This window comes from Pseudomonas sp. MLB6B, assembly GCF_054508135.1.
In genome coordinates, this window is sequence record NZ_CP199313.1 from 750,342 (window position 1) to 775,736 (window position 25,395).

The 25,395-nt window shown below is 64.1% G+C and carries 28 protein-coding genes; 20 read left to right on the forward strand and 8 right to left on the reverse strand.

Annotated elements, in window-relative coordinates; all coding sequences use genetic code 11:
• Positions 1–38: 38 nt before the first annotated feature.
• Positions 39–1,532: an aldehyde dehydrogenase gene (locus tag ACSMEV_RS03185; protein ID WP_459207222.1), complete on the reverse strand. Its 1,494-nt coding sequence runs from the start codon at positions 1,530–1,532 to the stop codon at positions 39–41.
• Positions 1,533–1,727: 195 nt separating this feature from the next.
• Between ACSMEV_RS03185 and ACSMEV_RS03190 the strand changes: the two genes are divergently transcribed.
• From ACSMEV_RS03190 to ACSMEV_RS03200, 3 genes are all read left to right on the forward strand, one after another.
• On the forward strand, positions 1,728–2,087 hold the full coding sequence (locus ACSMEV_RS03190; protein WP_459207223.1) for a cupin domain-containing protein: 360 nt from the start codon (positions 1,728–1,730) through the stop codon (positions 2,085–2,087).
• Positions 2,088–2,304: 217 nt separating this feature from the next.
• Positions 2,305–2,505 (forward strand): hypothetical protein, encoded by a 201-nt coding sequence (locus ACSMEV_RS03195; protein WP_459207224.1) that lies wholly within the window; start codon positions 2,305–2,307, stop codon positions 2,503–2,505.
• Positions 2,506–2,743: 238 nt separating this feature from the next.
• Entirely contained in the window at positions 2,744–2,998 is a 255-nt protein-coding gene (locus ACSMEV_RS03200) for a hypothetical protein (protein WP_459207225.1), read from the forward strand.
• Between the two features lie 73 nt (positions 2,999–3,071).
• Here the strand turns inward: ACSMEV_RS03200 and rpmG are convergent, their stop codons facing one another.
• The gene (rpmG, locus tag ACSMEV_RS03205) at positions 3,072–3,227 is read right to left on the reverse strand and encodes a 50S ribosomal protein L33 (protein ID WP_296266881.1); all 156 of its coding nucleotides are present in this window, start codon (positions 3,225–3,227) and stop codon (positions 3,072–3,074) included.
• An 11-nt stretch (positions 3,228–3,238) separates the two neighbouring features.
• On the reverse strand, positions 3,239–3,475 hold the full coding sequence (gene rpmB, locus ACSMEV_RS03210) for a 50S ribosomal protein L28 (RefSeq protein WP_028693180.1): 237 nt from the start codon (positions 3,473–3,475) through the stop codon (positions 3,239–3,241).
• 360 nt (positions 3,476–3,835) lie between these two features.
• Between rpmB and ACSMEV_RS03215 the strand changes: the two genes are divergently transcribed.
• Positions 3,836–5,422 carry an ABC transporter substrate-binding protein gene (locus tag ACSMEV_RS03215; protein WP_459207226.1) on the forward strand — a complete coding sequence of 529 codons (1,587 nt, stop codon included), beginning with the start codon at positions 3,836–3,838 and terminating at the stop codon, positions 5,420–5,422.
• Positions 5,423–5,426: 4 nt separating this feature from the next.
• Here ACSMEV_RS03215 and radC read toward each other — a convergent pair whose 3' ends face one another.
• On the reverse strand, positions 5,427–6,110 hold the full coding sequence (gene radC / locus ACSMEV_RS03220) for a RadC family protein (RefSeq protein WP_459207227.1): 684 nt from the start codon (positions 6,108–6,110) through the stop codon (positions 5,427–5,429).
• A 125-nt stretch (positions 6,111–6,235) separates the two neighbouring features.
• Between radC and coaBC the strand changes: the two genes are divergently transcribed.
• The 7 genes from coaBC (at position 6,236) to ACSMEV_RS03255 (ending at position 12,130) form a co-directional block, all read left to right on the forward strand.
• Positions 6,236–7,447 carry a bifunctional phosphopantothenoylcysteine decarboxylase/phosphopantothenate--cysteine ligase CoaBC gene (gene coaBC, locus ACSMEV_RS03225; protein WP_459207228.1) on the forward strand — a complete coding sequence of 404 codons (1,212 nt, stop codon included), beginning with the start codon at positions 6,236–6,238 and terminating at the stop codon, positions 7,445–7,447.
• 5 nt (positions 7,448–7,452) lie between these two features.
• A complete protein-coding gene (gene dut, locus ACSMEV_RS03230; RefSeq protein ID WP_459207229.1) occupies positions 7,453–7,908 on the forward strand; it encodes a dUTP diphosphatase in 456 nt (151 codons plus the stop codon).
• 100 nt (positions 7,909–8,008) lie between these two features.
• Positions 8,009–9,397, forward strand: coding sequence for a phosphomannomutase/phosphoglucomutase (locus ACSMEV_RS03235; RefSeq protein WP_459207230.1), 1,389 nt, complete (start codon positions 8,009–8,011; stop codon positions 9,395–9,397).
• Between the two features lie 29 nt (positions 9,398–9,426).
• On the forward strand, positions 9,427–10,341 hold the full coding sequence (gene argB, locus ACSMEV_RS03240) for an acetylglutamate kinase (protein WP_459207231.1): 915 nt from the start codon (positions 9,427–9,429) through the stop codon (positions 10,339–10,341).
• Positions 10,342–10,427: 86 nt separating this feature from the next.
• Complete coding sequence (locus tag ACSMEV_RS03245) at positions 10,428–11,081, forward strand: CsgG/HfaB family protein (protein ID WP_459207232.1); 654 nt, start codon at positions 10,428–10,430, stop codon at positions 11,079–11,081.
• A gap of 27 nt (positions 11,082–11,108) precedes the next feature.
• On the forward strand, positions 11,109–11,477 hold the full coding sequence (locus ACSMEV_RS03250) for a DUF4810 domain-containing protein (RefSeq protein WP_459207233.1): 369 nt from the start codon (positions 11,109–11,111) through the stop codon (positions 11,475–11,477).
• Entirely contained in the window at positions 11,474–12,130 is a 657-nt protein-coding gene (locus ACSMEV_RS03255; RefSeq protein ID WP_459207234.1) for a DUF799 domain-containing protein, read from the forward strand. The genes ACSMEV_RS03250 and ACSMEV_RS03255 overlap by 4 nt, the downstream gene beginning before the upstream one ends.
• A gap of 218 nt (positions 12,131–12,348) precedes the next feature.
• Here ACSMEV_RS03255 and pyrE read toward each other — a convergent pair whose 3' ends face one another.
• A complete protein-coding gene (gene pyrE / locus ACSMEV_RS03260) occupies positions 12,349–12,990 on the reverse strand; it encodes an orotate phosphoribosyltransferase (protein WP_459207235.1) in 642 nt (213 codons plus the stop codon).
• 79 nt (positions 12,991–13,069) lie between these two features.
• On the opposite strand from pyrE, the gene ACSMEV_RS03265 reads away from it, so the two are divergent.
• A complete protein-coding gene (locus ACSMEV_RS03265; protein WP_296266903.1) occupies positions 13,070–13,849 on the forward strand; it encodes an exodeoxyribonuclease III in 780 nt (259 codons plus the stop codon).
• Positions 13,850–13,921: 72 nt separating this feature from the next.
• On the opposite strand, the gene rph is transcribed toward ACSMEV_RS03265, so the two are convergent.
• Complete coding sequence (gene rph, locus ACSMEV_RS03270; protein WP_459207236.1) at positions 13,922–14,644, reverse strand: ribonuclease PH; 723 nt, start codon at positions 14,642–14,644, stop codon at positions 13,922–13,924.
• Between the two features lie 232 nt (positions 14,645–14,876).
• Here rph and ACSMEV_RS03275 point away from each other — a divergent pair, with 232 nt between their 5' ends.
• Positions 14,877–15,740 (forward strand): YicC/YloC family endoribonuclease, encoded by an 864-nt coding sequence (locus ACSMEV_RS03275; protein ID WP_459207237.1) that lies wholly within the window; start codon positions 14,877–14,879, stop codon positions 15,738–15,740.
• Positions 15,741–15,752: 12 nt separating this feature from the next.
• Positions 15,753–16,382, forward strand: a complete 630-nt coding sequence (gene gmk / locus ACSMEV_RS03280; protein WP_459207238.1) for a guanylate kinase — start codon at positions 15,753–15,755, stop codon at positions 16,380–16,382.
• Between the two features lie 30 nt (positions 16,383–16,412).
• On the opposite strand, the gene ACSMEV_RS03285 is transcribed toward gmk, so the two are convergent.
• Complete coding sequence (locus ACSMEV_RS03285) at positions 16,413–17,960, reverse strand: APC family permease (protein WP_459207239.1); 1,548 nt, start codon at positions 17,958–17,960, stop codon at positions 16,413–16,415.
• A gap of 530 nt (positions 17,961–18,490) precedes the next feature.
• Between ACSMEV_RS03285 and ACSMEV_RS03290 the strand changes: the two genes are divergently transcribed.
• The 5 genes from ACSMEV_RS03290 to ACSMEV_RS03310 all read left to right on the forward strand — a co-directional run bounded on the left by ACSMEV_RS03290 (position 18,491) and on the right by ACSMEV_RS03310 (position 23,112).
• Positions 18,491–19,366, forward strand: a complete 876-nt coding sequence (locus ACSMEV_RS03290) for a LysR family transcriptional regulator (protein WP_459207240.1) — start codon at positions 18,491–18,493, stop codon at positions 19,364–19,366.
• A 141-nt stretch (positions 19,367–19,507) separates the two neighbouring features.
• On the forward strand, positions 19,508–19,771 hold the full coding sequence (gene rpoZ / locus ACSMEV_RS03295; protein ID WP_459207241.1) for a DNA-directed RNA polymerase subunit omega: 264 nt from the start codon (positions 19,508–19,510) through the stop codon (positions 19,769–19,771).
• 43 nt (positions 19,772–19,814) lie between these two features.
• The gene (gene spoT / locus ACSMEV_RS03300; protein ID WP_296266916.1) at positions 19,815–21,923 is read left to right on the forward strand and encodes a bifunctional GTP diphosphokinase/guanosine-3',5'-bis pyrophosphate 3'-pyrophosphohydrolase; all 2,109 of its coding nucleotides are present in this window, start codon (positions 19,815–19,817) and stop codon (positions 21,921–21,923) included.
• A 23-nt stretch (positions 21,924–21,946) separates the two neighbouring features.
• Positions 21,947–22,327, forward strand: a complete 381-nt coding sequence (locus tag ACSMEV_RS03305) for a RidA family protein (RefSeq protein WP_296266918.1) — start codon at positions 21,947–21,949, stop codon at positions 22,325–22,327.
• A gap of 56 nt (positions 22,328–22,383) precedes the next feature.
• Positions 22,384–23,112 (forward strand): putative periplasmic lipoprotein, encoded by a 729-nt coding sequence (locus tag ACSMEV_RS03310; RefSeq protein WP_459207242.1) that lies wholly within the window; start codon positions 22,384–22,386, stop codon positions 23,110–23,112.
• 273 nt (positions 23,113–23,385) lie between these two features.
• On the opposite strand, the gene ACSMEV_RS03315 is transcribed toward ACSMEV_RS03310, so the two are convergent.
• The gene (locus ACSMEV_RS03315) at positions 23,386–24,246 is read right to left on the reverse strand and encodes an SDR family oxidoreductase (protein WP_459207243.1); all 861 of its coding nucleotides are present in this window, start codon (positions 24,244–24,246) and stop codon (positions 23,386–23,388) included.
• A gap of 186 nt (positions 24,247–24,432) precedes the next feature.
• Here ACSMEV_RS03315 and exbB point away from each other — a divergent pair, with 186 nt between their 5' ends.
• Entirely contained in the window at positions 24,433–25,395 is a 963-nt protein-coding gene (exbB, locus tag ACSMEV_RS03320) for a tonB-system energizer ExbB (protein ID WP_459207244.1), read from the forward strand.

Below are 25,395 nucleotides of genomic sequence, written 5' to 3' on the forward strand. Positions count from 1 at the left end.
CGGCTGCGGGTGCGGCCTGAGAGGCTTGTGCTGGGCCGTTACAGCTTGATCCAGGTGGCCTTCAGCTCGGTGTATTTCTCCAGCGCGTGCAGCGACTTGTCACGGCCGTTGCCCGACTGCTTGAAGCCGCCGAAGGGCGCGGTCATGTCGCCGCCATCGTACTGGTTGACCCACACGCTGCCGGCGCGCACGGCACGGGCGGTCTTGTGCGCCTTGGAGATGTCCGCCGTCCAGATGCCTGCGGCCAGGCCATACGGCGTGTCGTTGGCGATGGCGATGGCTTCTTCGGCGGTGTCGAAGGTGATCACCGACAGCACGGGGCCGAAGATTTCTTCCTGGGCGATCTTCATGGCGTTGGTCACGCCGTCGAAGATGGTCGGCTCGACGTAGGTGCCGCCGGTCTCTTCGAAGATGCGCTTGCCACCGGTGAGCAGCGTGGCGCCGTCCTGGTGGCCGGCGTCGATGTACGACAGCACGGTGTTCATCTGCTGGGTATCGACCAGGGCGCCGACGGTGGTCGCCGGGTCCAGCGGGTTGCCTGGCTTCCAGGCCTTGAGGGCCTCGACCACCTTGGGCAGGAACTGGTCGCGGATGGAGCGTTCGACCAGCAGTCGCGAGCCGGCGGTGCACACTTCGCCCTGGTTGAAGGCGATGGCGCTGGCGGCGGCCTGGGCGGCGGCGTCCAGGTCGGGCGCATCGGCGAAGACGATGTTCGGGCTCTTGCCACCGGCTTCCAGCCACACGCGCTTCATGTTCGACTCGCCAGCGTAGATCATCAGTTGCTTGGCGATGCGGCTGGAGCCGGTGAACACCAGGGTGTCGACGTCCATGTGCAGGGCCAGGGCCTTGCCGACCGTGTGGCCATAGCCAGGCAGCACGTTGAGCACGCCGGCGGGAATACCCGCTTCGATCGCCAACTGGGCGATGCGGATGGCGGTCAACGGGGATTTTTCGGACGGCTTGAGCACTACCGAGTTGCCGGTCGCCAGGGCCGGGCCGAGCTTCCAGCAAGCCATCATCAGGGGGAAGTTCCAGGGTACGATGGCCGCGACCACACCCACCGGCTCACGGGTGACCAGACCGAGCTGGTCGTGGGGCGTGGGCGCCACTTCGTCGTAGACCTTGTCGATGGCCTCGGCGGTCCAATGGACGGCATTGGCCGCGCCAGGGATGTCGATGCTGGAGGAGTCGCCGATCGGTTTACCCATGTCGAGGGTTTCCAGCAGCGCCAGCTCTTCGACGTTGGCACGCATCAGCTCGGCGAAGCGGATCAGACGCGCTTTGCGCTTGGCCGGGGCCAGGCCCGACCAGACGCCGGAATCGAAGGTGGCACGGGCGTTCGCCACGGCCCGATTGGCGTCGGCCACGTCGCAACTGGCAATCTTGGCGAGGAAACGACCGTCGACCGGGCTGAGGCAGTCGAAGGTTTCCCCGGCGCTGGCGTCGGTGTACTGGCCATCGATGAAGGCGCGGCCCTCGATCTTCAATTGCTGTGCGCGTTGTTCCCAATCCGCATGCGTCAGGGTGGTCATACCGAACTCCTCCTCTTGTAGGGGTGCAACGCCGCACTGAGGGCGCGCAGGCGTTGTCTGAAATACTGGCCGGGCAACGAGTGCGCACAGGCGCTAGCACCCTAAACCAGGCCGATCAAACTATCAATATATTTGACATGATCGGCATTTAAGACCTCATATGTTCATTTTATTAAACATGCACGGGGACCCATCATGAGCATCTCCACCATCATAGATTTCGCCCAAGCCCTGACCGAAGCCGAGCGCTACCGACCGGCGGCGGAAAAAATCCTCTCGGGCGATCCCGACCAATTGATCTACAACCATTACGCCAGCCCTTGCGGTCAGTTCGCCGCAGGCGTGTGGGAAGGTGCGGTGGGGCATTGGACGGTCAATTACACCGAACACGAATATTGCGAGATCGTTCAAGGCGTTTCGGTATTGCGCGATGAAGCTGGGGACGCCAAAACACTGCGCGCAGGCGACCGATTTGTAATCCCGGCTGGCTTCAAAGGCACTTGGGAGGTGCTGGAGCCGTGCCGCAAGATCTACGTAATGTTCGAAGGCGCCTAGATTGCGCATGAGCATTCGAGAGGCCGGCTTGGCGAGGAAAACGGGCGGCGCGCAGAGCCGAAGCGCCCCATCGACCTCGACGCAGCTCAGGCTAGGGTCGAGGTTTCGTAGACGCCGTAGCTTGGTGCTTTGCGAGATTTATGCGACACCGTCCGCAATCGATTGGATCGGATCATGGCAAAGCTCAATTGGAGCTAACCATTGAAGGAGAAACATCATGACCGCAGAGATCCTCGACTCGGCCAAGCACGTGATCGGTTCGCGCTATGTGGAAAGTGTCAAACCCTACATCCTTGAGCTGACCGGCCTGCAAAGGGCCGTGCGCGACGACGAGATGGCAACCAAGGAAATGGCAACGGACCGCGTGTTCATCGCTGTCGATGACGCAGGCAATATCGCCGACCTGTACATCTCCTGATCCAACGCTGCTGGCGTCGCACCAGCAAGACCCGCGCTCGAGAGATCGCGGGTTTTTTCATGCCTCCGATTCTCTGGGAAGTACGCAGACCTGCCATCCCACCCTCGTCAAGCAAGGCCCGAAGCCCCGCCATGAGAGCCGCAGCTGTACTGTCCTAAATACCTAACGCAAGCCAGCGCAACGAGGCGAGACCATGGGTGCGCTCAATTCCGAGCACCCACTGCGACGGAGCAACACCATGACCAACGACTTGCCCCCCTTCTCCGACCTGCCGCCTTTCACCGATGTGTCTGCCGGCAAGGACGTGCTCGCACCCGCGCGCCATGTGATCGGCTCGCGTTATGTCCAGAGCGTCAAGGCCTACGTTCTCGAGCTGACCGGCCTGAGAAAGGCCATCGGACCGAAAGACCCGTCCACCAAGGACATCCGCACCGACCGTGTGTTCATCAAGGTGGACGAGGACGGCCTGATCAACAGGCTGGTGATCAAGTAGACCGGACCCAGGGTTGAAGGCATAAAAAAACCCGCTTCCTTTCGGAGGCGGGTTTTTTCAAGTCGCCGATCAATTACTTGATCTTGGCTTCCTTGTAGATCACGTGCTTGCGAACGACCGGATCGTATTTCTTGATCTCGATCTTGTCCGGGGTAGTACGCTTGTTCTTGTCGGTGGTATAGAAGTGGCCGGTGTTAGCGGTCGATACCAGACGGATCAATTCACGCATGATGCTCTCCCTTAAACCTTGTTGCCAGCGCGACGGATGTCGACCAGAACGGCATCGATGCCGCGCTTGTCGATGATACGCATACCTTTGGCGGAAACGCGCAGGCGCACGAAACGCTTCTCGGATTCAACCCAGAAACGGTGATGCTGCAGGTTCGGCAGGAAACGACGACGGGTTTTGTTGTTTGCGTGGGAAATGTTATTCCCGGTTACCGGACCCTTACCGGTAACTTGACAGACTCTCGACATGCCTCAGCCCTCTAAAACCACATGCCCAACCCGGCATGGGTTGGCCGCTTAATCTCTCAGTCTTGGCGCCAGGCGCCGTATTTCAGGGGTCTTATTCGACCGGACCCGCTTGCGCGGCAGACCGAGCCCCTAGAAAAGAGCGCTGCTTTATACCAGAAAGACTTGTGTACAACAACTCTCCGAGTACATCGGCGCACGCCAGTACGGCTGCGGTCGGCCGGTGCACAAGGCTAGCGCAGCGTGCGCCGTTCGTCGCCGAATTAATCGCCAAGGCTGTGGTCATTTGCAGGCATCGCCCCTACTGTAGGACGTTTCCAGCCAGAACCGGCCCACAGCGACCGACTCATCGAGGACTCCCCCATGCGTGCCGCCGCGCTTTGCTTCGCGTTTTCTTCTCTGTTTGCCGCAGGCATCGCTCAGGCCGCCCCGTTGGTGGTGTGCACCGAGGCCAGCCCCGAAGGGTTCGATGTAGTGCAGTACAACTCGCTGACCACCACCAATGCCTCGGCCGACGTGCTGATGAACCGTCTGGTCGAGTTCGACTCCGCGCAGGGCAAGGTCGTGCCGAGCCTGGCCCAGAGCTGGAGCATCTCGCCCGATGGGCTGACCTATGACTTCACCTTGCGCAAAGGTGTGAAGTTCCACAGCACGGCCTACTTCAAGCCCAGCCGCGAGCTGCAGAGCGACGACGTGCTGTTCAGCTTCCAGCGCATGCTCTACCCGGCCCATGCCTGGTACAAGACCGCGCCGGGCGGCTACCCGCATGCCCAGTCGCTGCAATTGGGCAGCCTGATCAAGTCGGTCGAAGCGCCTACGGCCAATACCGTGCGCTTCACCCTGGACCACCCCGATGCCACCTTCCTCGCCACCCTGAGCATGGGCTTCGCCTCGATCTACTCGGCCGAATACGCCGATAAGCTGATGAAGGCCGGCACGCCCGACAAGCTCAACAGCCAACCCATCGGCACCGGCCCTTTCGTGTTCCAGCGCTTCCAGAAGGACGCTCTGGTGCGCTACCGCGCCAACCCCGACTACTTCGCCGGCAAACCGGCCGTCGACCCGCTGATCTACTCGATCGCGCCGGACGCCACCGTGCGCCTGCAAAAGCTCAAACGCAACGAATGCCAAGTGGCCCTGTCGCCCAAGCCGCTGGACATCGCCGAAGCGCAGAAAGACGACACTTTGCAGGTGGCCAGCACGCCTGCCTTCATGACCGCCTTCGTGGCCTTCAATAGCCAGCACCCGCCGCTGGACAAGCCCGAGGTGCGCCAGGCCATCAACCTGGCGTTCGACAAGAAGGCCTATCTGCAAGCCGTGTTCGAGAACACCGGCACCGTGGCCGACGGCCCCTACCCGCCGACCACCTGGGGCTACGCCAAGGGCCTTCCCGGCTACCCCACCGATCTGACCAAGGCCAAGGCGCTGATGGCCAAGGCCGGCCTTGCCGACGGCTTCAGCACCACGATCTGGACGCGGCCGTCCGGCAGCCTGCTCAACCCCAATCCGAACCTGGGCGCGCAGATGCTGCAAGCCGACCTTGCCAAGCTCGGCATCAAGGCGGAAATCCGCGTGATCGAATGGGGCGAGCTGATTCGCCGCGCCAAGAAAGGCGAGCACGACCTGTTGTTCATGGGCTGGGCCGGTGACAACGGCGACCCGGACAACTTCCTCACCCCGCAGTTTTCCTGCGCTGCCGTGCAGTCGGGCACCAACTTCGCGCGCTTCTGTGACCCACGCCTCGACCAGCTGATCAGCGCCGGCCGCACAACCGCCGACCAGAGCGTGCGCAGCCGTCTGTACCAGCAGGCGCAAACGCTGATCCAGCAGCAGGCGCTGTGGTTGCCGCTGGCGCACCCGTCCGCCTCCACCTTGCTGCGCAAAGGTGTCGAGCACTATCAGGTGAGCCCGTTCGGACGCCTGGACTTCTCGAAGATCAGCGTCAACTAGGGGCTCAGTCGGTCGAGAACCAGCCATGCTCGACCATCGAGTATGGCTCTTCGTCGCCGACGATGATGTGGTCGAGCACACGCACGTCGATGACCCGCAGTGCCGACTTCAGCGCCAAGGTCAGGCGCAGGTCGTCCTGGCTGGGTTCGGGCAGGCCCGAAGGGTGGTTGTGGCAGAGGATGACGGCCGCCGCGTTGCGCGCCAGCGTGCGGCGGATCACATCGCGCGGGAACACGCTGGCACGGTCGATGGTGCCCTGGAACATCACCTCGAAACCCAATGGACGCAAGCGTATGTCGAGGAATAGACAGGCGAACACCTCGCTGGCCTCGTGCCGCATCATCGACTTCAAATAGCGCCGGACCTGGGCCGGCGACTCCAATGCCGGCCCGCGTTCGATGGACTCGGCCAAGTGGCGTCGACCGATTTCCAGCAAGGCCTGCAACTGGGCGTAACGTGCCGGCCCCAGCCCCATTTCGCCGAGAAACGCCGCCCGGTCGGCTTCAAGCAACTGGCGCAGGCCACCGAAGCGGGCGAGCAAGCCGCGCGCCAGGTCGACCACGTTGCGGCCGGGCAACCCGGAACCGAGCAGCACCGCCAGCAATTCGGCGTCCGATAGCGTATTGGCGCCCTTCTTCAGCAGTTTCTCCCTCGGCCGCTCCGCCAATGGCCACTCCCTGATGTTCATCGTCGCTCCTTGTGTGCTGATGCGGCGTATTTGGGCGCTGTGTTAACCTATTTCGTCCCGTAAATGCGACGATCCGCCGCAGGCAGATTCGTCGCCGCATGCTTTCTCTGGAAAAAGGCCTTTCTATGCAGCGGCTGTATCGCAAGCGCATCGTGCTCGGCGTGGGAGGTGGCATTGCCGCCTACAAAAGCGCCGAGCTGATTCGCCGGCTCCTGGAACACGGCGCGCAAGTGCGCGTGGTCATGACCCGCGGCGGCGCCGAGTTCATCACCCCGCTCACGCTGCAGGCGCTGTCGGGCCACCCGGTGCATCTGGACCTGCTCGACCCTGCTGCCGAAGCTGCGATGGGCCACATCGAACTGGCCAAATGGGCGGACCTGGTACTCATCGCGCCCGCCACCGCCGACCTGATGGCGCGTTTGGCCCAAGGCATGGCCGACGATCTGCTGACCACTCTGGTGCTGGCCACCGACGCCACCGTGGCAGTCGCGCCAGCGATGAACCAGGCCATGTGGCGCGATCCGGCCACCCAGGCCAACCTGGCGCTGCTGCAACAGCGCGGCCTCAAGGTGTTCGGCCCGGCGTCGGGCAGCCAGGCCTGCGGCGACGTGGGACTGGGGCGCATGCTCGAGGCCACCGACCTGGCCTGGTGCGCGGCGGAAAGCTTCAAACGCCAGTCGTTGACCGGCAAGCATGTGTTGATCACGGCGGGCCCTACCCAGGAAAACATCGATCCGGTGCGCTACATCACCAATCATAGTTCCGGGAAGATGGGCTTCGCCCTGGCCGAAGCCGCTGCCGAAGCCGGGGCTAGGGTGACCCTCGTCACCGGCCCCGTGCACCTGCCGACGCCCGACCGCGTCACGCGCATCGACGTGGTGAGCGCGCGCGATATGCTCGCAGCCTGCGAAACGGCCATGCCCTGCGACCTGTTGATCGCCTCCGCTGCGGTCGCGGACTACCGCCCTGAAGTCATCGCCCCGCAGAAGCTCAAGAAAGATCCCACGACCGGCGACGGCATGCTGCTGCAGATGGTGCGCAATCCGGATATCCTCGCCACGCTGGCCGGTCGCAGCGACCGCCCCTTCAGCGTAGGCTTCGCGGCCGAGACCGAGCATTTGCTCGACTACGCCACACGCAAGCTCAAGGACAAGAACCTCGATCTCATCGTCGCCAATGACGTGGCCAACCCCAGCATTGGCTTCAACAGCGAGGAAAACGCCTTGACCGTGATCGACCGCCAACAGCAGCAAACCCTCTTCGCGCAGACCAGCAAGGGCAAGATCGCCCGGCAACTGGTCGGCTTCATCGCCGAACGACTCAATCAGGTTCAATAAGCTCCATGCACGCTCTTCAAGCCAAGATTCTCGACCCCCGCCTGGGCACCGACTTCCCGCTGCCGCAATACGCCACGCCCGGCTCCGCCGGCCTCGACCTGCGCGCCTTGCTGCAGCAAGACACCGTCCTCGAACCCGGCCAGACCCTGCTCATTCCCACCGGCCTGTCGATCTTCATCAGCGACCCGTCCCTGGCCGCGCTGGTCCTGCCGCGTTCGGGCCTGGGCCACAAGCACGGCATCGTGCTCGGCAACCTGGTGGGCCTGATCGACTCGGACTACCAAGGCGAGTTGATGGTCTCGTGCTGGAACCGCGGCCATGCGCCCTTCACCCTCACCGTTGGCGAGCGCATCGCCCAACTGGTGCTGGTGCCGGTGGTGCAGGCGCAGTTCGAGATCGTCGAGGAATTCGCCGCTACCGAGCGCGGCGAAGGGGGCTTCGGCCACTCGGGCACCCGATAGCGCTACCGTCGGCCGACAAGGGCGCCCGTGTTCGAACCGATCGAAGACAAGGGCGTCAAACGGCGCTCCGCGCCACGAGCGATTTGCCAGAGCACAACCCATGCCCCCCACGCCCCCGACCCTGCCAGCCAGTATCTTCCGCGCCTACGACATCCGTGGCGTGGTCGGCCGCGACCTGCACCCCGACACCGCCTATTGGATCGGCCGCGCCATCGGCGCGCAGAGCCTGGCCCAGGGTGAGCCGCAGGTGGCGGTGGGCCGTGATGGACGGCTGTCCGGGCCGCTGCTGGTGGAGCCGTTGATTCGCGGCCTGGCCGAAGCCGGTTGCCAGGTCAGCGACGTCGGCATGCTGCCCACGCCCGCCCTGTACTACGCAGGCCATGTGCTGCCCGGCCGCTCGGCGGTGATGCTCACCGGCAGCCACAACCCGCCCGACTACAACGGCTTCAAGATCGTCATCGCTGGCGACACTCTGGCCAACGAGCAGATCCAGGCGCTGCTGACGCGCTTGCAGACCAACGATCTGAGCCAAGGCGAAGGCCAGGTGCGGCGCGTCGACATCCTCGCGCGCTACCAGCAGCGCATCGTCGACGACGTGCGCCTGGCCCGGCCGCTCAAGGCCGTGATCGACTGCGGCAACGGTGTGGGCGGCGTCATCGCCCCGCACCTGCTGAGCGCCCTCGGCTGCACAGTCACGCCGCTGTATTGCGAGGTCGACGGCACCTTCCCCAACCACCACCCCGACCCCGGTAAGCCCGAGAACCTCCAGGCGCTGATCGCCAAGGTCAGGGAAACCGGCGCCGACATCGGCCTGGCCTTCGACGGCGATGCTGACCGCGTGGGCGTGGTGACCAACCGCGGCACCATCATCTACCCCGACCGCCTGCTGATGCTCTTCGCCCAGGACGTCCTGGCACGCCATCCGGGCGCCGAGGTGATCTTCGACGTCAAATGCACGCGGCGCCTGCCCGCCCTGATCGAAGCCTGCGGCGGCCACCCGGTAATGTGGAAGACCGGGCATTCGTTGATGAAGAAGAAGATGAAGCAAACCGGCGCGCTGCTGGCCGGCGAGATGAGCGGCCACCTGTTCATCCAGGAGCGCTGGTACGGTTTCGACGACGGCCTGTACGTCGCCGCACGCCTGCTGGAGGTTCTCAGCCACAGCGATCTCGACGCCGAAACGCTGTTCGCGGCGTTTCCCGACGATGTTTCCACACCGGAAATCCACATCGATGTGACCGACGCGAGTAAATTCAGCATCATGGCGGCGCTGCAACGCGACGCCGACTGGGGCGACGCGCGCCTGACCACCCTCGATGGCGTGCGCGTCGATTATCCCCACGGTTGGGGCCTGGTACGCGCCTCCAACACCACACCGGTGCTGGTGCTGCGTTTCGAGACCGACGACCAAGCGCAACTGCAACGCATCAAGCACATTTTCCGCACACAGTTGCTGCGGGTCGCGCCCGACCTGCAACTGCCATTCTGACCGACTCTCTGTTCTGCCTGGAGCCCCGCATGACCCTCGAACGCGATGCCGCTTCCCAAGTCGCCAAGGTATTGTCCGAAGCGCTGCCCTACATCCGCCGTTTCGTCGGCAAGACCCTAGTGATCAAGTACGGCGGCAACGCGATGGAGAGCGAGGAGCTCAAAACCGGCTTCGCCCGCGACATCGTGCTGATGAAGGCCGTAGGCATCAATCCGGTGGTGGTGCACGGCGGCGGCCCGCAGATCGGCGACCTGCTCAAACGTCTGTCCATCGAGAGCCACTTCATCGACGGCATGCGCGTGACCGACGCAGCGACCATGGACGTGGTGGAAATGGTCCTCGGCGGGCAGGTCAACAAGAGCATCGTCAACCTAATCAACCGCCATGGCGGCAGCGCCATCGGCCTGACCGGCAAGGACGCCGAGCTGATCCGCGCCAAGAAACTCAAGGTCAGCCGCCAGACCCCGGACATGACCTCGCCGGAAATCATCGACATCGGCCACGTCGGCGAAGTGGTCGGGGTCAACACCGAGCTGCTGAACATGCTGGTGCGCGGCGACTTCATCCCGGTGATCGCCCCCATCGGCGTGGGCGCCGACGGCGAGTCGTACAACATCAACGCCGACCTGGTCGCCGGCAAGGTGGCCGAAGCGCTGCAAGCCGAGAAGCTGATGCTGCTGACCAACATCGCAGGCCTCATGGACAAGCAAGGCAAGGTGCTCACGGGCCTTACCACCGAGCAGGTCAACGAGCTGATCGCCGACGGCACCATCTACGGCGGCATGCTGCCAAAAATCAAATGCGCCCTGGAAGCCGTGCAGGGCGGCGTGACCACCTCGCACATCGTCGATGGCCGCGTGCCCAACGCCGTGCTGCTGGAAATCTTCACCGACAGCGGGGTCGGCACGTTGATCACCAACAAGCAGCAGGCGCTGGACGCTTGAATCGCTCTACGCCCCAGGTCTGCCTGGGGCTCACACTTCGTAAACCCTGGAGAAACAGCGTGAAATACGCATCACATGGACTCGTGATGGCAGCCGCCATCGCTATCGGGTCGTTGGCTGGCTGCGCCACCGAAACCTCTACCGCCGTCGCCGTACAGCAGGTCGAAAGCGTCAACCGTCCTTACAGCGGCGTTCGCGCACCCATCGCCGTGGGCAAGTTCGACAACCGCTCCAGCTACATGCGGGGCATCTTCTCCGACGGTGTCGACCGCCTCGGCGGCCAGGCCAAGACCATCCTCATCACCCATTTGCAGCAGACCAACCGCTTCAGCGTGCTGGACCGCGACAACATGAGCGAAATGCAGCAGGAGGCGTCGATCAAGGGCCAGGCCCAGCGCCTGCGCGGTGCCGACTACGTGGTGACCGGCGATGTCACCGAGTTCGGCCGCAAGGAAGTCGGCGACCATCAGCTGTTCGGCATCCTGGGCCGCGGCAAGACCCAGATCGCCTACGCCAAGGTGGCCCTGAACATCGTCAACATCAGCACCTCGGAAGTGGTCTATTCCACCCAGGGCGCAGGCGAGTACGCCCTGTCGAACCGCGAGATCGTCGGCTTCGGCGGCACTGCAAGCTACGACTCAACGCTCAACGGCAAGGTGCTCGACCTGGCCATGCGCGAAGCGGTCAACAAATTGGTCACGGCCGTGGACAACGGCCAATGGAACCCTCGCGCCCAGTAAGCGGCGCTGCGACAAGGAAGCCTTTCGATGAACATCACCCCCGTGGCCTGGCGCAATGGCGCCGGCCTCGTGCTGGCCGGCCTGCTGCTGGCCGGCTGCAATGCACCCAAACCGCTGTACCAGTGGGAAAGCTACCAACCGCAGGTCTACCAGTACTTCAACGGCCAGTCCAAGGAAGAGCAGGCACTGGCGCTGGAGCGCGACCTGGAGAAGATCAAGGCCAAGAACGGCGCCGTGCCGCCGGGCTATCATGCACAACTGGGCCTGCTGTATTCGGGGCTGGGCAAGGACGATCAGATGGTTCAGCAGTTCGTGACGGAAAAGGCGCTGTTCCCCGAGTCGGCGGCCTACATGGACTTTCTGCTGAGCAACGCCCGCAAAGGAGCCAAACCATGATCAAGCGAATCGCCGGTTGGCTCGTGGGGGCCTGCGTGCTGGCCCTGTTCGCCGGTTGCGCCGAGCGCCAGAGCGTCGACTATTCGGCCTACAAACAGAGCCGCCCCAAGTCGATTCTGGTGCTGCCACCGCTGAACCAGTCGCCTGACGTCAAGGCCACCTACAGCATGCTGTCGCAGGTCACTTATCCACTGGCGGAGGCCGGTTATTACGTCATGCCGGTGGCCCTGGTAGCCGAGACCTTCAACCAGAACGGCATGACCCAACCCGAAGACATCCACCAGTTGCAGCCCCGCAAGCTGCATGAGATCTTCGGCGCGGACGCCGGCCTGTACGTGACGGTGAGCGACTACGGTACGAGCTACATGGTGATCAGCAGCGCCACCACCGTGACGGCGAGCGCCAAACTGGTCGACCTGAAGACCGGTTCGACCTTGTGGACCGGCAGCGCGACGGCTTCGAGCGCGGAAAACCAGCAGAGCCAGGGTCTGATCGGCATGCTGATCATGGCGGCGGTCAACCAGATCGTCAGCAGCGCCCAGGACGACGCCGGTTACCCGATCGCCGGCATCACCAGCGCGCGCCTGCTCTCGCCCCATCCCAACGGCGGCATCCTCTACGGACCACGCTCGCCGAAGTACGGCACGGACTGACGCTGTATGCGCATGAAAAAGGCGACCCGAAGGTAAATGCCAGCCAGTTAATCAGGGCCGCTTTGCGGCCCATCGCGGCTAATCGGAGCGCCGAACCGGCCGCTCCCACAGGATTACGCTTATTTGTGGGAGCGGCTTTAGCCGCGATGGGCTGCGAAGCAGCCCCAGTTGCTTAACTGACTGGCATTAGCCCGAGGGTCGCCTTTTTATTGCCAGGCTCAGATGCCGTAACGCGCGCGGTAGGCTTCCACCGCCGGCAGATGCTGCTTGAGCTGCGGGTCGTCGGCCAGGAACTCCAGCACCTGGGTCAGCGACACGATGCTGACCACGGGAATGGCGAAATCCCGTTCCACTTCCTGGATCGCCGACAGCTCGCCGTTGCCGCGCTCTTCGCGGTTCAGGGCGATGAGTACGCCAGCAGGCTTGGCGTTCTGCGCCGAAATGATCTGCATCACTTCGCGAATGGCGGTGCCGGCAGTGATCACGTCGTCGATGATCAGCACGTCACCGGCCAGCGGCGCGCCGACCAGGCTGCCGCCTTCGCCGTGGTCCTTGGCTTCCTTGCGGTTGAAGCACCAGGGCACGTCGAGCTGGTGCTGCTCGGCCAGCGCCACCGCCGTGGCGGCTGCCAGCGGAATGCCTTTGTAGGCGGGGCCGAACAGCACGTCGAAGGAAATCTTGCTGTCGACGATGGCGGCAGCGTAGCAACGACCCAGTTGCGCCAGGGCGGAGCCGCTGTTGAACAGACCGGCATTGAAGAAATAAGGGCTGGTACGCCCCGATTTCAACGTGAACTCACCGAAGCGCAGAACACCGCGATCGATGGCAAAACGAATGAAGTCACGCTGATACGGTTGCATGTAAGTCCCGAATATTACGGATTTAGCTAAATGGGTTGAGCTCGGGTATCATACACGCACGAGATTTATGGGGCCATTTATGCGGATCATCAGTGTGAACGTCAATGGCATTCAGGCGGCTGCCGAGCGTGGTTTGCTCAGCTGGCTTCAAGCCCAGAATGCCGACGTCATCTGCCTGCAGGACACCCGCGCCTCGGCCTGTGAACTCGACGACCCAGCTTTCCAGCTCGATGGCTATTTCCTTTATGCCTGCGACGCGGAGGTGCCTGCCCAAGGGGGTGTGGCGCTCTACTCGCGGATGCAGCCCAAGGCAGTCATCACCGGCCTGGGTTTCGAGGCAGCCGACCGCTACGGACGTTACCTGCAAGCGGATTTCGACAAAGTCAGTATTGCCAGCCTGCTCTTGCCTTCGGGCATGAACGGCGACGCGGACTTGAACCAGAAGTTCAAGTTGATGGACGACTTCGGCAAGTACCTGGATAAGCAACGGCGCAAGCGCCGCGAATATATCTATTGCGGCTCGTTGTATGTGGCGCAGCAGAAGTTGGACATCAAGAACTGGCGCGACAGCCAACAGTCGCCCGGTTTCCTGCCCCCCGAGCGCGCCTGGATCGATTCCATCGTGGGCGACATGGGCTATGTGGATGCGCTGCGCGAAGTCAGCCGCGAAGGCGACCAGTACAGCTGGTGGCCGGACAACGAGCAGGCCGAGATGCTCAACCTGGGCTACCGGTTCGACTATCAGCTGCTCACGCCGGGCCTGCGCCGTTTCGTGCGCAGCGCACGTCTGCCGCGCCAGCCACGCTTCTCGCAGCACGCGCCACTGATTGTGGACTACGACTGGACGCTGACCATCTAGGTCGGCGCCTGAGGTTGCCCCAGACACGAAAAAGCCGACAGCGATGTCGGCTTTTTCGTGTCCGTGAAGGACTCAGTCGGCCAATGCGGCCTTCTGCAGTTCGAAGATTTCGTTCATGCCCTTCTGCGCCAAAGCCAGCATGGCGTTGAAGTCTTCCGGCTGGAAAGGCGCGCCTTCGGCGGTGCCCTGGACTTCGATGAAGCCGCCGGCACTGGTCATGACCACGTTCAGGTCGGTTTCGGCGGCGGAGTCTTCGAGGTAGTCGAGGTCCAGTACCGCTTCGCCCTTGTACATGCCCACGGAAACGGCCGCGATCATGTGCTTGAGCGGGTCGCCGCCCTTGAGCCCGCCACGCTTCTTGATCACCCGCAGCGCATCGACCAGGGCCACCATGGCGCCGGTGATCGACGCGGTGCGGGTGCCGCCATCGGCCTGGATCACGTCGCAGTCGACGTACAGGGTGATGTCGCCGAGCTTGCTCATGTCCAGCGCCGCGCGCAGCGAACGGCCGATCAGGCGCTGGATTTCCAGAGTGCGGCCGCCCTGCTTGCCACGGCTGGCTTCGCGCTGGTTACGCTCGCCGGTGGAACGCGGCAGCATGCCGTATTCGGCGGTCAGCCAGCCTTGGCCCTGGCCCTTGAGGAAACGCGGAACGCCGTTTTCGACGCTGACGGTGCAGATCACCTTGGTGTCGCCGAACTCGACCAGCACCGATCCTTCGGCGTGCTTGGTGTAGTGGCGGGTGACGCGGATCGAGCGGAGTTGGTCGGCGGCGCGACCACTTGGACGTTTCATCTGGAGTTCCTGTACCGGGGTTCGAATCTGCCGAGCATTATAGGGATGCGCGCCCGATGGGGACATGCCTATCGTCGCGGCGCGCCACCCTGCCCCCCGCCAACGCCGGATTCGACTGGCCGTCGCGGCGCCCCAAGGGCCGCTTGGGCGCCACTGCTGCACTGCGCTACAATCCCGCGCCTTGCAGCCCGAACGCTTTCCCCTTCACCTACCCTTCGCGAGGTCGTTTCCCATGGTGCACAGCATGACCGCTTTTGCTCGCGTCGAGCGCGCCGGCAGCCAAGGCACCCTGACCTGGGAGCTGCGCTCGGTCAACCACCGCTACCTCGAACCCCACCTGCGCCTGCCCGAAGCCCTGCGCGACCTCGAAGGCGCGGTGCGCGAGGGCCTGCGCCAAGGACTGTCGCGCGGCAAGGTCGAATGCACCCTGCGCCTGGCCGAAGAAACCGCCGGCAAGCCGCTACAGGTCGATCGCGAGCGCGCCGCGCAACTGGTCGCTGCCGCCGAAACGGTGGCCGGCCTGATCCAGCAGCCGGCTCCGCTCAACCCCTTGGAAGTGTTGGCCTGGCCAGGCGTGCTGGTGGCCGACGCCAGCGATCCGCAAGCGCTCAATGCCGAGGCTTTGGGCCTGTTCGACGAAGCGCTCAAGGAACTGCTCGCAGGCCGCGTGCGCGAAGGCCAGGAGCTGGCCCGCCTGATCGGCGAGCGGCTCGACGCCATGGGCCAAGAGGTCGCCACCCTGCGCACCCTGGTGCCACAGATGCTGGCCGCCCAACGGCAAAAGGTGCTCGACCGCTTCCACGACATGCAGGCCGAGCTCGACCCGCAGCGCCTTGAGCAGGAGATGGTCCTGCTGGCGCAGAAAAGCGATGTCGCCGAAGAGCTCGACCGCCTCGAAACCCACATCACCGAAGTGCGCCGCGTGCTCAAGTCCGGCGGCGCGGCCGGTCGGCGCCTGGATTTCCTGATGCAGGAACTCAACCGCGAAGCCAACACCCTCGGCTCCAAGGCCTTCGACCCGCGCAGCACGCAAGCGGCCGTCAACCTCAAGGTGCTGATCGAACAGATGCGTGAACAAGTACAGAACATCGAGTAAGGCCATCCCACGATGAACCACAGCAGCGGCACCCTCTATATCGTTTCCGCCCCCTCCGGGGCCGGCAAGACCAGCCTGGTATCGGCACTCACCGCGCCTGGCAGCGGCGACGCGAACATTCGTGTCTCGGTCTCGCACACCACCCGCGCCATGCGCCCGGGCGAGCAGCACGGGGTGAACTACCACTTCGTCGACCAACCACGTTTCCGCTCGATGATCGAGCAAGGCGATTTCCTTGAGCATGCCGAAGTGTTCGGCAACTTCTACGGCACCTCGCTCAGTGCCTTGCAGCAGACCCTGGACGAAGGCTTCGACCTGATCCTGGAAATCGACTGGCAGGGTGCGCAGCAGGTGCGCAAGCTGATGCCCGAGGCGCTGTCGATCTTCATTCTGCCGCCGAGCAAGGAGGCGTTGCGCCAGCGTCTGGACGGCCGCGGCCAGGACAGCGAAGCGATCATCGCCGGGCGCATGAGCGAAGCGGTCAGCGAGATGCGTCATTACGACGAATTCGACTACCTGATCATCAACGACGATTTCCAGACCGCCCTTGACCAGCTCAAGGCCGTGTTCCTGGCCAATCGCGTATGCCTGCGCAAACAGCAGCAGCGCCACCGGGCGCTGCTCGAACAACTGGTCAGCTGATAGACACGAAGGGCTCGCCAGAGCCCTCGTTCAGTCCGGCAGGTGCAGCGTCGCCTGCTGGCGCAAGGTGGCGCCGAGGAAGTAGGCCGGTGCCCGCAACCGCGACAGCACCATCAGCACGATCCCCAGCAGCGAGATGATCGCCGCGATCACGAATACCAGCCCCAAGCCGCCCACATGCGAGCCGCTGCCGAAGTCCGGCGAAGCGCTGTCGATGGCCGTGCGCACGAAAATCACCGAGAGGATGGCGCCGCCCAGCAACGGGCAGAGGCCGCGCATCACGAAGTGCCGCACGCTGCTGAACAGGCTGCGGCGGAAATACCAGACGCAGGCGAAGGCCGTCAGCGAATAGTAGAAGCAGATCATCATGCCCAGCGCGGTGATGGTGTCGGCCAGCACGTTCTCGCTCAGGCTGCGCATGGTGACGTAGAACACCGCCGCCGCGACGCCGGCGCAGATGGTCGCATAGCGTGGCGTCTGCGAGCGCGGGCAGACCTTGGCGAAACGCCGCGGCACGGCGCCGTAGTAACCCATGGCCAGCAAGGTGCGCGCAGGCGATACGAAAGTCGACTGCAGCGAGGCGGCGGTACTGGCCAGCACCGCTACCGACATCATGATCGCCAGCGGCCCCATGACCGGGCCGGCCAAGTGGGCGAAGACGTTCTCCTGAATGCGCGGATTGCCCAGGCCCAGACCGACCTCGCTGATGCCGGCGAACTGCAGGGTGGCGATGCCGGTCAGCAGGTACAGGCAGAGGATCAGCAGCACCGTCCAGGTGGCGGCCTTGCCGGGCACTTCCTCACTACCGACGGACTCCTCGCTGACCGTCAAGCACACGTCCCAACCCCAGAAGATGAAGATCGACAGCGACAACCCGGCGGCGAAGGACGAGAAGCTCTCGACGCCGAACGGGTTGAACCACGACAGCTCGAACGCCAGCGGTGGCGGCGCCGTGGTTTCGCCGAAGGCGGCGAAGGCGAAACCGATCAGCACCAGCAGCTGCAAGGCCACCAGCCCGTATTGCACGGTCATGGTGGTGCCCATGCCGCGGCAACAGATCCACACCGCCAGGGCGATGAAGGCGCAACAGGTGCCGATGTTGATCAGCAGGTTGTCCGCCAGCGCGGCCAGGCTCTGCTCGCCGGTGATCTGGGCGAGGAACAGGTAGAAGAAGTCCACCGCCACACCGGCGAGGTTCGACAACACGATGGTGGTCGCCACCACCAGGCCCCAACCGCCGATCCAGCCGATCATCGGCCCGAAGGCGCGTGCCGACCAGGTGAAGGAGGTGCCGCTGTCGGGCTCGGCGGCGTTGAGTTCGCGGTAGCCCAAGGCGACCAGCAGCATCGGCAGAAAGCCGACGATGAACACAGCGGGCAAATGCGCGCCGACCTCGCGCACGGTCGGCCCGAGCGCGCCGGTCAGGGTGTAGACGGGCGCGATGGTGGAAATGCCCAGCACCACACTGGCCAGCAGGCCCAGGCTGCCCTTGGCCAGCCCTTTGCCCGACGAAGCGGTGGCGCCAACGGTTTGCCCGGACGCAGCCGGAGGACGATTGGCGTGTGTGTAGTCGCTCATGAGTCCCTGCCATTGCTATGGGTAGTGTTTTCACAGGCCCTGCGTGCAGGCATGCGCTCGGGTATCGGGAGTTGCTGGCTCGACGCTGGCACGGTCATCGACCAGCCTCAGCGTGCGGCGCGGCGTGGGGCTTGCGCGGCGTCGCAGTGCGGCGCGCAGGCATGGCCCACACCGGGGGCGTCATTGTAATGATGCAGATCGGCCTGTGAAGGCGAGTCGACAAAAAGAGCGTGCGGACGAGGGGTGCGGCCAGGGCAGCGAGCCAGGGCGAGGCGCGCAGCGGTTGACGCGAACAGAATCGTAGACAAGGGATACCACCGTCATGGCCGTACGGCCTCCGATTCGCAGGCTGTCGCGAAATACGCCGAGCGGCACATGCGACAAGGGGAGGACGCGGGGTGTTGTTATTGTTCAGTGCCCGTCGAGGGGCGTGGGCCTGTGGCCCGCCGATTGATTCCCGGATGCGCTTTCACTATAAAATGGCCTCCGCGCAACAGACACTGGCATTTAGGCAAGCAGAGCGTGCATCCATGCAATATCAGATTACCCATGCCGACCTTTCCCTGGTCCTGGCCCTGGAGCGCGGACGCTCGCTGGCCAAGGCGGCGGAACTGCTCAAAGTCGACGTCTCGACGGTGTTCCGCTCCATAAGGCGACTGGAGTCGTCGCTGGGCACCGCGCTGTTCGTCAAGAGCCGCAAGGGCTATCTGCCCACCGACACGGCGCAGGCTCTGGCCGAGCAGGCCGAGCGCGCGGAGGTGGCGTTACAGGCGGCGCGCATCGCTATGACCAGTGGCGAACAGGTGGTCAGCGGCACGGTACGCCTGACCTGCACCGAAGCGGTGCTGCACGGGTTGCTGCTGCCGGCACTGGCCAGTTTCATGCCCAACTACCCGGCGCTGTCGCTGGAACTGGGCACCTCCAATACCTTCGCCAACCTCAGCCGGCGCGACGCCGACATCGCCCTGCGCCTGACCAACGCGCCGCCGGAGCATCTGGTGGGGCGCTGCCTGGGCTCGACCTCGTATGTGCTGTGCGGTCGCCCGGAGCTGCGCGAACCCTTGGCGCAAGGCGTGCATCAGGTGCCGTGGATCACGCCGGACGACTCGATGCCCGACCACCCCACGGTGGCCTGGCGCAACCAGCACCACCCCAGCCTGATACCGCGCTACCAGTGCAGCGGCATGTCCACCGTGGCGCAACTGGTCAGCAGCGGCATGGGCGTCGCGGCGCTGGCCGATTTCACCGTGCCGACCCTGCCGGGCATCGAAGCCCTGAGCGGGCCGTTGCCAGGTTGCGACACCCAGCTATGGCTGCTGACCCGCCCCGATTGCCGGGCCTTGCGTTCGGTGCAGACGCTGTTCGAAGAGCTGACCCCACGGCTGCGCGAGGCCTTGCAACGTTAGGCGAGCGCCCCGATGTTCATCGCATACCAACGCAGACCGCCCTGCAAAACAGCGCTTCCCTATTGGCTGGTGATTTTTTAAACTACCCAGTCCGCCCGCCCAACCTGGGCACGCCCACCGTATTTGCTACCGAGGAACACCATGGCCCGCGTAACCGTAGAAGATTGCCTTGAACACGTGGATAACCGCTTCGAGCTGGTCATGCTGTCGACCAAACGCGCTCGCCAGCTGGCCACCGGTGGCAAAGAGCCACGCGTGGCGTGGGAAAACGACAAGCCTACCGTCGTCGCCCTGCGCGAAATCGCCGAAGGCATCATCACCAACGAATTCCTGGCCGCTGAAGAAATCGTCACCGAAGACCCGGTATTCGCCGCCTTCGAAGACGAGTCCAACGAGGCTATCTGATTGAAGCCAGGTCGACGCCGAATGCTGTGCCAGAGGTGAACCCATGCCGAGCATAGACGCCCTCGCCGATCGGCTGTCGAACTACCTTGGGCCCGAACAGGTCAACCTGGTCCGGCGCGCCTATTTCTATGCCGAGCAGGCCCACGACGGCCAACGCCGTCGCAGCGGCGAGCCCTATGTGACCCACCCCCTCGCGGTGGCGAACATCCTCGCCGAAATGCACATGGACCATCAGAGCCTGATGGCCGCCATGCTGCACGATGTCATCGAAGACACCGGCATCGCCAAGGAAGCCCTCAGCCAGCAGTTCGGCGAGACCGTCGCCGAGCTGGTCGATGGGGTCAGCAAGCTGACCCAGATGAACTTCGAGACCAAGGCCGAAGCCCAGGCCGAGAACTTCCAGAAGATGGCCATGGCCATGGCGCGCGACATCCGCGTGATCCTGGTCAAGCTGGCCGACCGCCTGCACAACATGCGCACCCTGGAAGTGCTGTCGGGCGAGAAACGTCGGCGCATCGCCAAGGAAACCCTGGAAATCTACGCACCCATCGCCAACCGGCTGGGCATGCATACCGTGCGCGTGGAATTCGAAGACCTGGGTTTCAAGGCCATGCACCCCATGCGCTCCTCGCTGATCAACCGCGCGGTGAAGAGCGCGCGGGGCAATCGCAAGGAGATCGTCGCCAAGATCGAGCACTCCTTGGCCAACTGCCTGGCCGAAGACGGCATCGAAGGCGAGGTCAGCGGCCGGCAGAAGCACCTCTACGGCATCTACAAGAAGATGCGCGGCAAGCGCCGCGCCTTCACCGAGATCATGGACGTCTATGCCTTCCGCATCGTCGTCGACAAGGTAGACACCTGCTACCGCGTGCTGGGCGCCGTGCACAACCTGTACAAACCGTTGCCAGGGCGCTTCAAGGATTACATCGCGATCCCCAAGGCCAACGGCTACCAGTCGCTGCACACCACGCTGTTCGGCATGCATGGCGTACCCATCGAAATCCAGATCCGCACCCGCGAGATGGAAGAGATGGCCAACAACGGCATCGCCGCCCATTGGCTGTACAAGTCCAACGGCGACGAACCGGCCAAGGGCAACCATGCCCGTGCCCGGCAGTGGGTCAAGGGCATCCTCGAACTGCAGCAACGCGCCGGCAACTCCCTGGAGTTCATCGAGAGCGTCAAGATCGACCTGTTCCCGGACGAGGTCTACGTCTTCACGCCCAAAGGCCGGATCATGGAGCTGCCCAAAGGCTCCACGGCGGTGGATTTCGCCTACGCGGTGCACACCGACGTGGGCAACAGCTGCATCGCCTGCCGCATCAACCGCCGTCTGGCGCCCTTGTCCGAACCGCTGCAAAGCGGCTCCACGGTCGAGATCGTCAGCGCGCCGGGCGCGCGGCCCAATCCGGCCTGGCTCAACTTCGTGGTCACCGGCAAGGCGCGCACGCACATCCGCCATGCTCTCAAACAGCAGCGCCGTTCCGAGTCGATCAACCTCGGCGAGCGCTTGCTGAACAAGGTCTTGACCGGCTTCGACAGCAGCCTGGACCAGATCGCCCCCGAGCGCGTCCAGCCGATCCTCGACGAGTACCGTCTGGAGCTGCTCGAAGACCTGCTCGAAGACATCGGCCTGGGCAACCGCATGGCCTACGTGGTCGCGCGTCGCCTGGTCTCCAGCGAAGGCGAGCCGCTGCCGGCGACCGAAGGGCCACTGGCCATCCGCGGCACCGAGGGCCTGGTGCTCAGCTACGCCAGATGCTGCACGCCGATTCCGGGCGATCCGATCGTCGGCCACCTGTCGGCGGGCAAGGGCATGGTCGTGCACCTGGAAGACTGCGGCAACATCAGCGAAATCCGCCACAACCCGGAGAAATGCCTGCAGCTTTCCTGGGCCAAGGACGTCACTGGCGAATTCAATGTCGAGCTGCGCGTGGAGCTCGAGCACCAGCGCGGCCTGATCGCCCTGCTGGCCAGCAGCGTCAACGCCGCCGACGGCAACATCGAGAAAATCAGCATGGACGAGCGCGACGGTCGCATCAGCGTGGTCCAACTGGTGGTCAGCGTGCACGACCGTGTGCACCTGGCCCGCGTGATCAAGAAGCTGCGTACCTTGACCGGTGTGGTGCGTATCACCCGGATGCGTGCGTAGTCCGTCAACCGCAAGGAGTCATCATGACCAAGACTGTCATCACCAGCGACAAGGCCCCAGCCGCCATCGGCACCTACTCCCAGGCGATCAAGGCCGGCAACACCGTCTACATGTCAGGCCAGATTCCGCTCGACCCCAAGACCATGGAGCTGGTCGAAGGCTTCGAAGCCCAGACCGTGCAAGTGTTCGAGAACCTCAAGTCGGTGGCTGAAGCTGCCGGCGGCTCGTTCAAGGACATCGTCAAGCTGAACATCTTCCTCACCGACCTCAGCCACTTCGCCACCGTCAACGAAGTGATGGGCCGCTACTTCCAGCAGCCCTACCCTGCCCGCGCCGCGATCGGCGTGGCCGCCTTGCCCAAAGGCGCACAGGTCGAGATGGACGCCATCCTCGTCATCGAGTGATGCCCCCGCTGACGGGCCGCGGCGTCCGTCACACCCTCTGCAATAAGGTCCCTACCATGAAACATGCCCTGTCCCTCGCACTGACAGCCCTGGTTCTGAGCGGCTGCGCCAGCCACAAGCCCGAAGACTTCAAGGGCACCTGGATCAACCAGCACGCCATCAACGTGGCCAGCAAAGGCACCAGCCTGCGCAAGGCCCTGTCCGAAAACGGCCCGGTGCTGGAATGGCGAATCGATGTCGACCAACAGAAGGCGTCGCTGAGCAACGGTTTCGAAGCCGCCGACGGCCACTTGGTGGCAGACAAGAACGATTGGCAGGTCACCTTCGACGCCGGCCAGCGCGAATCGCTGAGCATGGACGGCCAGGAGCTGGTCCAGGCGCCCGGCAAACTGGGTGGCAAGCAGGTGTTCGAACGTAGCAGCGCACCGTCCAACACGCCGCTGGGCGGCGCGTTCGAGAAGGCCCTGTACCAGGGCTACCTGGGCGGCAACTGGAAGATCGTCGAAGGTCCTGGGCAAGGCAACTACGCCCAGTTCCGCGACGACGGCATGGTCACCGGCCTGCCGGGCCCGGACCGCTACGCGCTGTGCCTGGCCGGCGACTGCGCGACCATGAGCGGCGAGAACGACAGCCTGTGGCTGGAGCGCGAACAGCGCGGCTCGCCGTGGATCTTCAAACGCGACGGCAAGACCCTGGAAATCTTCCAGGCCGTGAACCGCGCGCAACCCAACGAAATGCCGCAATTGGCGGCAGGCGAACGTCGCTGGGTGCTGGAAAAGCAATAACGGCAAGGCACGCGTCGAGCTCGACCAGGTGAAAGCCTGGTCGAGCCCTAATGCCAATCAGTCAAGCGGGGGTCGTGTCACGTGGAGCTGCTTTGCAGCTCATCGCGGCTAATCGGGGCGCCGAACCGGCCGCTCCCACAGGAGTATGGGCTCCACTTGTTGGAGCGCCCATCGCGGCTGAAGCCGCTCCCACAAATCCTGTGGGAGCGGCTTCAGCCGCGATGGGTCGCGAAGCGGCCCCGATTGCTTGACTGAGAAGTGTCAGGCCAAGCCCTACCCTTCATCGCCTCGCAGAATCGCTGCATAGCCTTCCTTGTAGCTGGGGTACTGCGGCACCCAGCCCAAGGCACGGGCCCGGGCGTTGTTGCAGCGCTTGCTGCCCGAACGCCTGACCCGTTGTTCGTCGGACCAATGCGTCACGCCCATGTATTCGCGCAACCAGGCGACCACCTCGGCCAGCGGCGCCGGCGCGTCGTCGACGCCCAGGTAGTGCTCGTCCAACGCCACGCCCAGGGCGTCCTGCTCCAGCAAAAAGGCCAGCAGACCTGCGGCATCGTCGGCATGGATGCGGTTGCCGTACAGCGGCGGCTCCTGCGCTACTTGGTAGCCTTGGCGAACTTGGTTGAGCAACCATTGCCGGCCGGGGCCGTAGATGCCGGTCAGGCGCACCACGCTGGCCGGGATGCCGCTGTCCAGCGCCAGCCGCTCGGCTTCGAGCATCAGGCGCCCCGAATAGCCGTCGGGTTCGGTGGCGGACGCCTCGTCGACCCATTCGCCCTGCTGCTGGGCATAGACGCTGCTGCTGGAAACGAACAGCAGGCGACGCGGGCGCTGGCCTTGGTCTGCCAACCAACCCAACACCCGGCGCATGCCTTCGACGTAAGCCGTTTGGTAACCGGCTTCGTCATGCTGATTGGCCGAGACGCAGTAGATCAGGTAGTCAGGGCAGCGCGCCGGCCAAGCTGCCGGCAGTTCGGGCTGTTCGAGGTCGGCGCGAATCGGCGTGACGCCTGCGGGAAGCCGCTCGACGGAGCGCCGCAGCCCGCTCACTGCCCAGCCCTTGGCCAGCAGGCGACGCGCCAGGCGCCCGCCTACATCGCCGCATCCTACAAGCATCGCGTACAGCTCTGACATGGTGCCGCTCCAAAATCCAAAGGTTGAGCCTAGCCATACCTGAGGTTCCAGGTCCAACGATCCGACAAAAAAGAAACCTTATTACTTTTGTTAACAAGAATTAATTGCAATAATGGCGCCCTCTTTGTTCTCGGCCTTCCGCGAGGCCGTGGTGACGTCAATTCTTCTTCATCAGGTCCGGCCAGCATGAAACCTACTTCCCCTTCCGCTTCGCCAACCCCGTCGCGTGCCTGGCGCGCCATCGCCGCGCTGATGTTCAGCCTGGTCCTGGCACCCGCGGCACTGGCCGATGAACCCGCCACGAACACCGCTCCCGCCGCCGCCAGCGCCCCGGCTACCACCGCGCAAGCGCCCGCCGCCGAGGCGCCGGTCGCTCCGGCAGCAGGTGCCAGCGCCGCCTCCGCGGGCGACGCCGACACCCAGGCCCTGGTCGAAGACACCAGCCTGGGCATGGCCCACGACCTGTCTCCATGGGGCATGTACAAGAACGCCGACATCGTAGTGAAGATCGTCATGATCGGCCTGGCCATCGCTTCGCTGATCACCTGGACCATCTGGATCGCCAAAGGCTTCGAGCTGATGGGCGCCAAGCGCCGCCTGCGCCATGAGATCGCCGCGCTGAAAAAATCCGCCACTCTTCGGGAAGCCAGCGACGTCTCCAGCAAGGAAGGCACGCTGGCCCATACCCTGGTGCACGACGCCCTGGAAGAAATGCGCCTGTCGGCCAACGCCCGCGAGAAGGAAGGCATCAAGGAACGCGTGAGCTTCCGCCTCGAGCGTCTGGTCGCTGCCAGCGGCCGCAGCATGAGCAACGGCACCGGCGTATTGGCCACCATCGGCTCCACCGCGCCGTTCGTGGGCCTGTTCGGCACTGTGTGGGGCATCATGAACAGCTTCATCGGCATCGCCAAAACCCAGACCACCAACCTCGCCGTGGTCGCACCGGGTATCGCCGAAGCGCTGCTGGCCACCGCTCTGGGCCTGGTCGCCGCGATTCCGGCCGTGGTCATCTACAACGTCTTCGCCCGCTCCATCGCCGGCTACAAGGCGCAGGTGTCCGATGCTTCCGCGCAGGTGCTGCTGCTGGTCAGCCGCGACCTCGACCACCAGGGCGAGCGCACCGTCCCCCACATGGTGAAAATGGGGTAA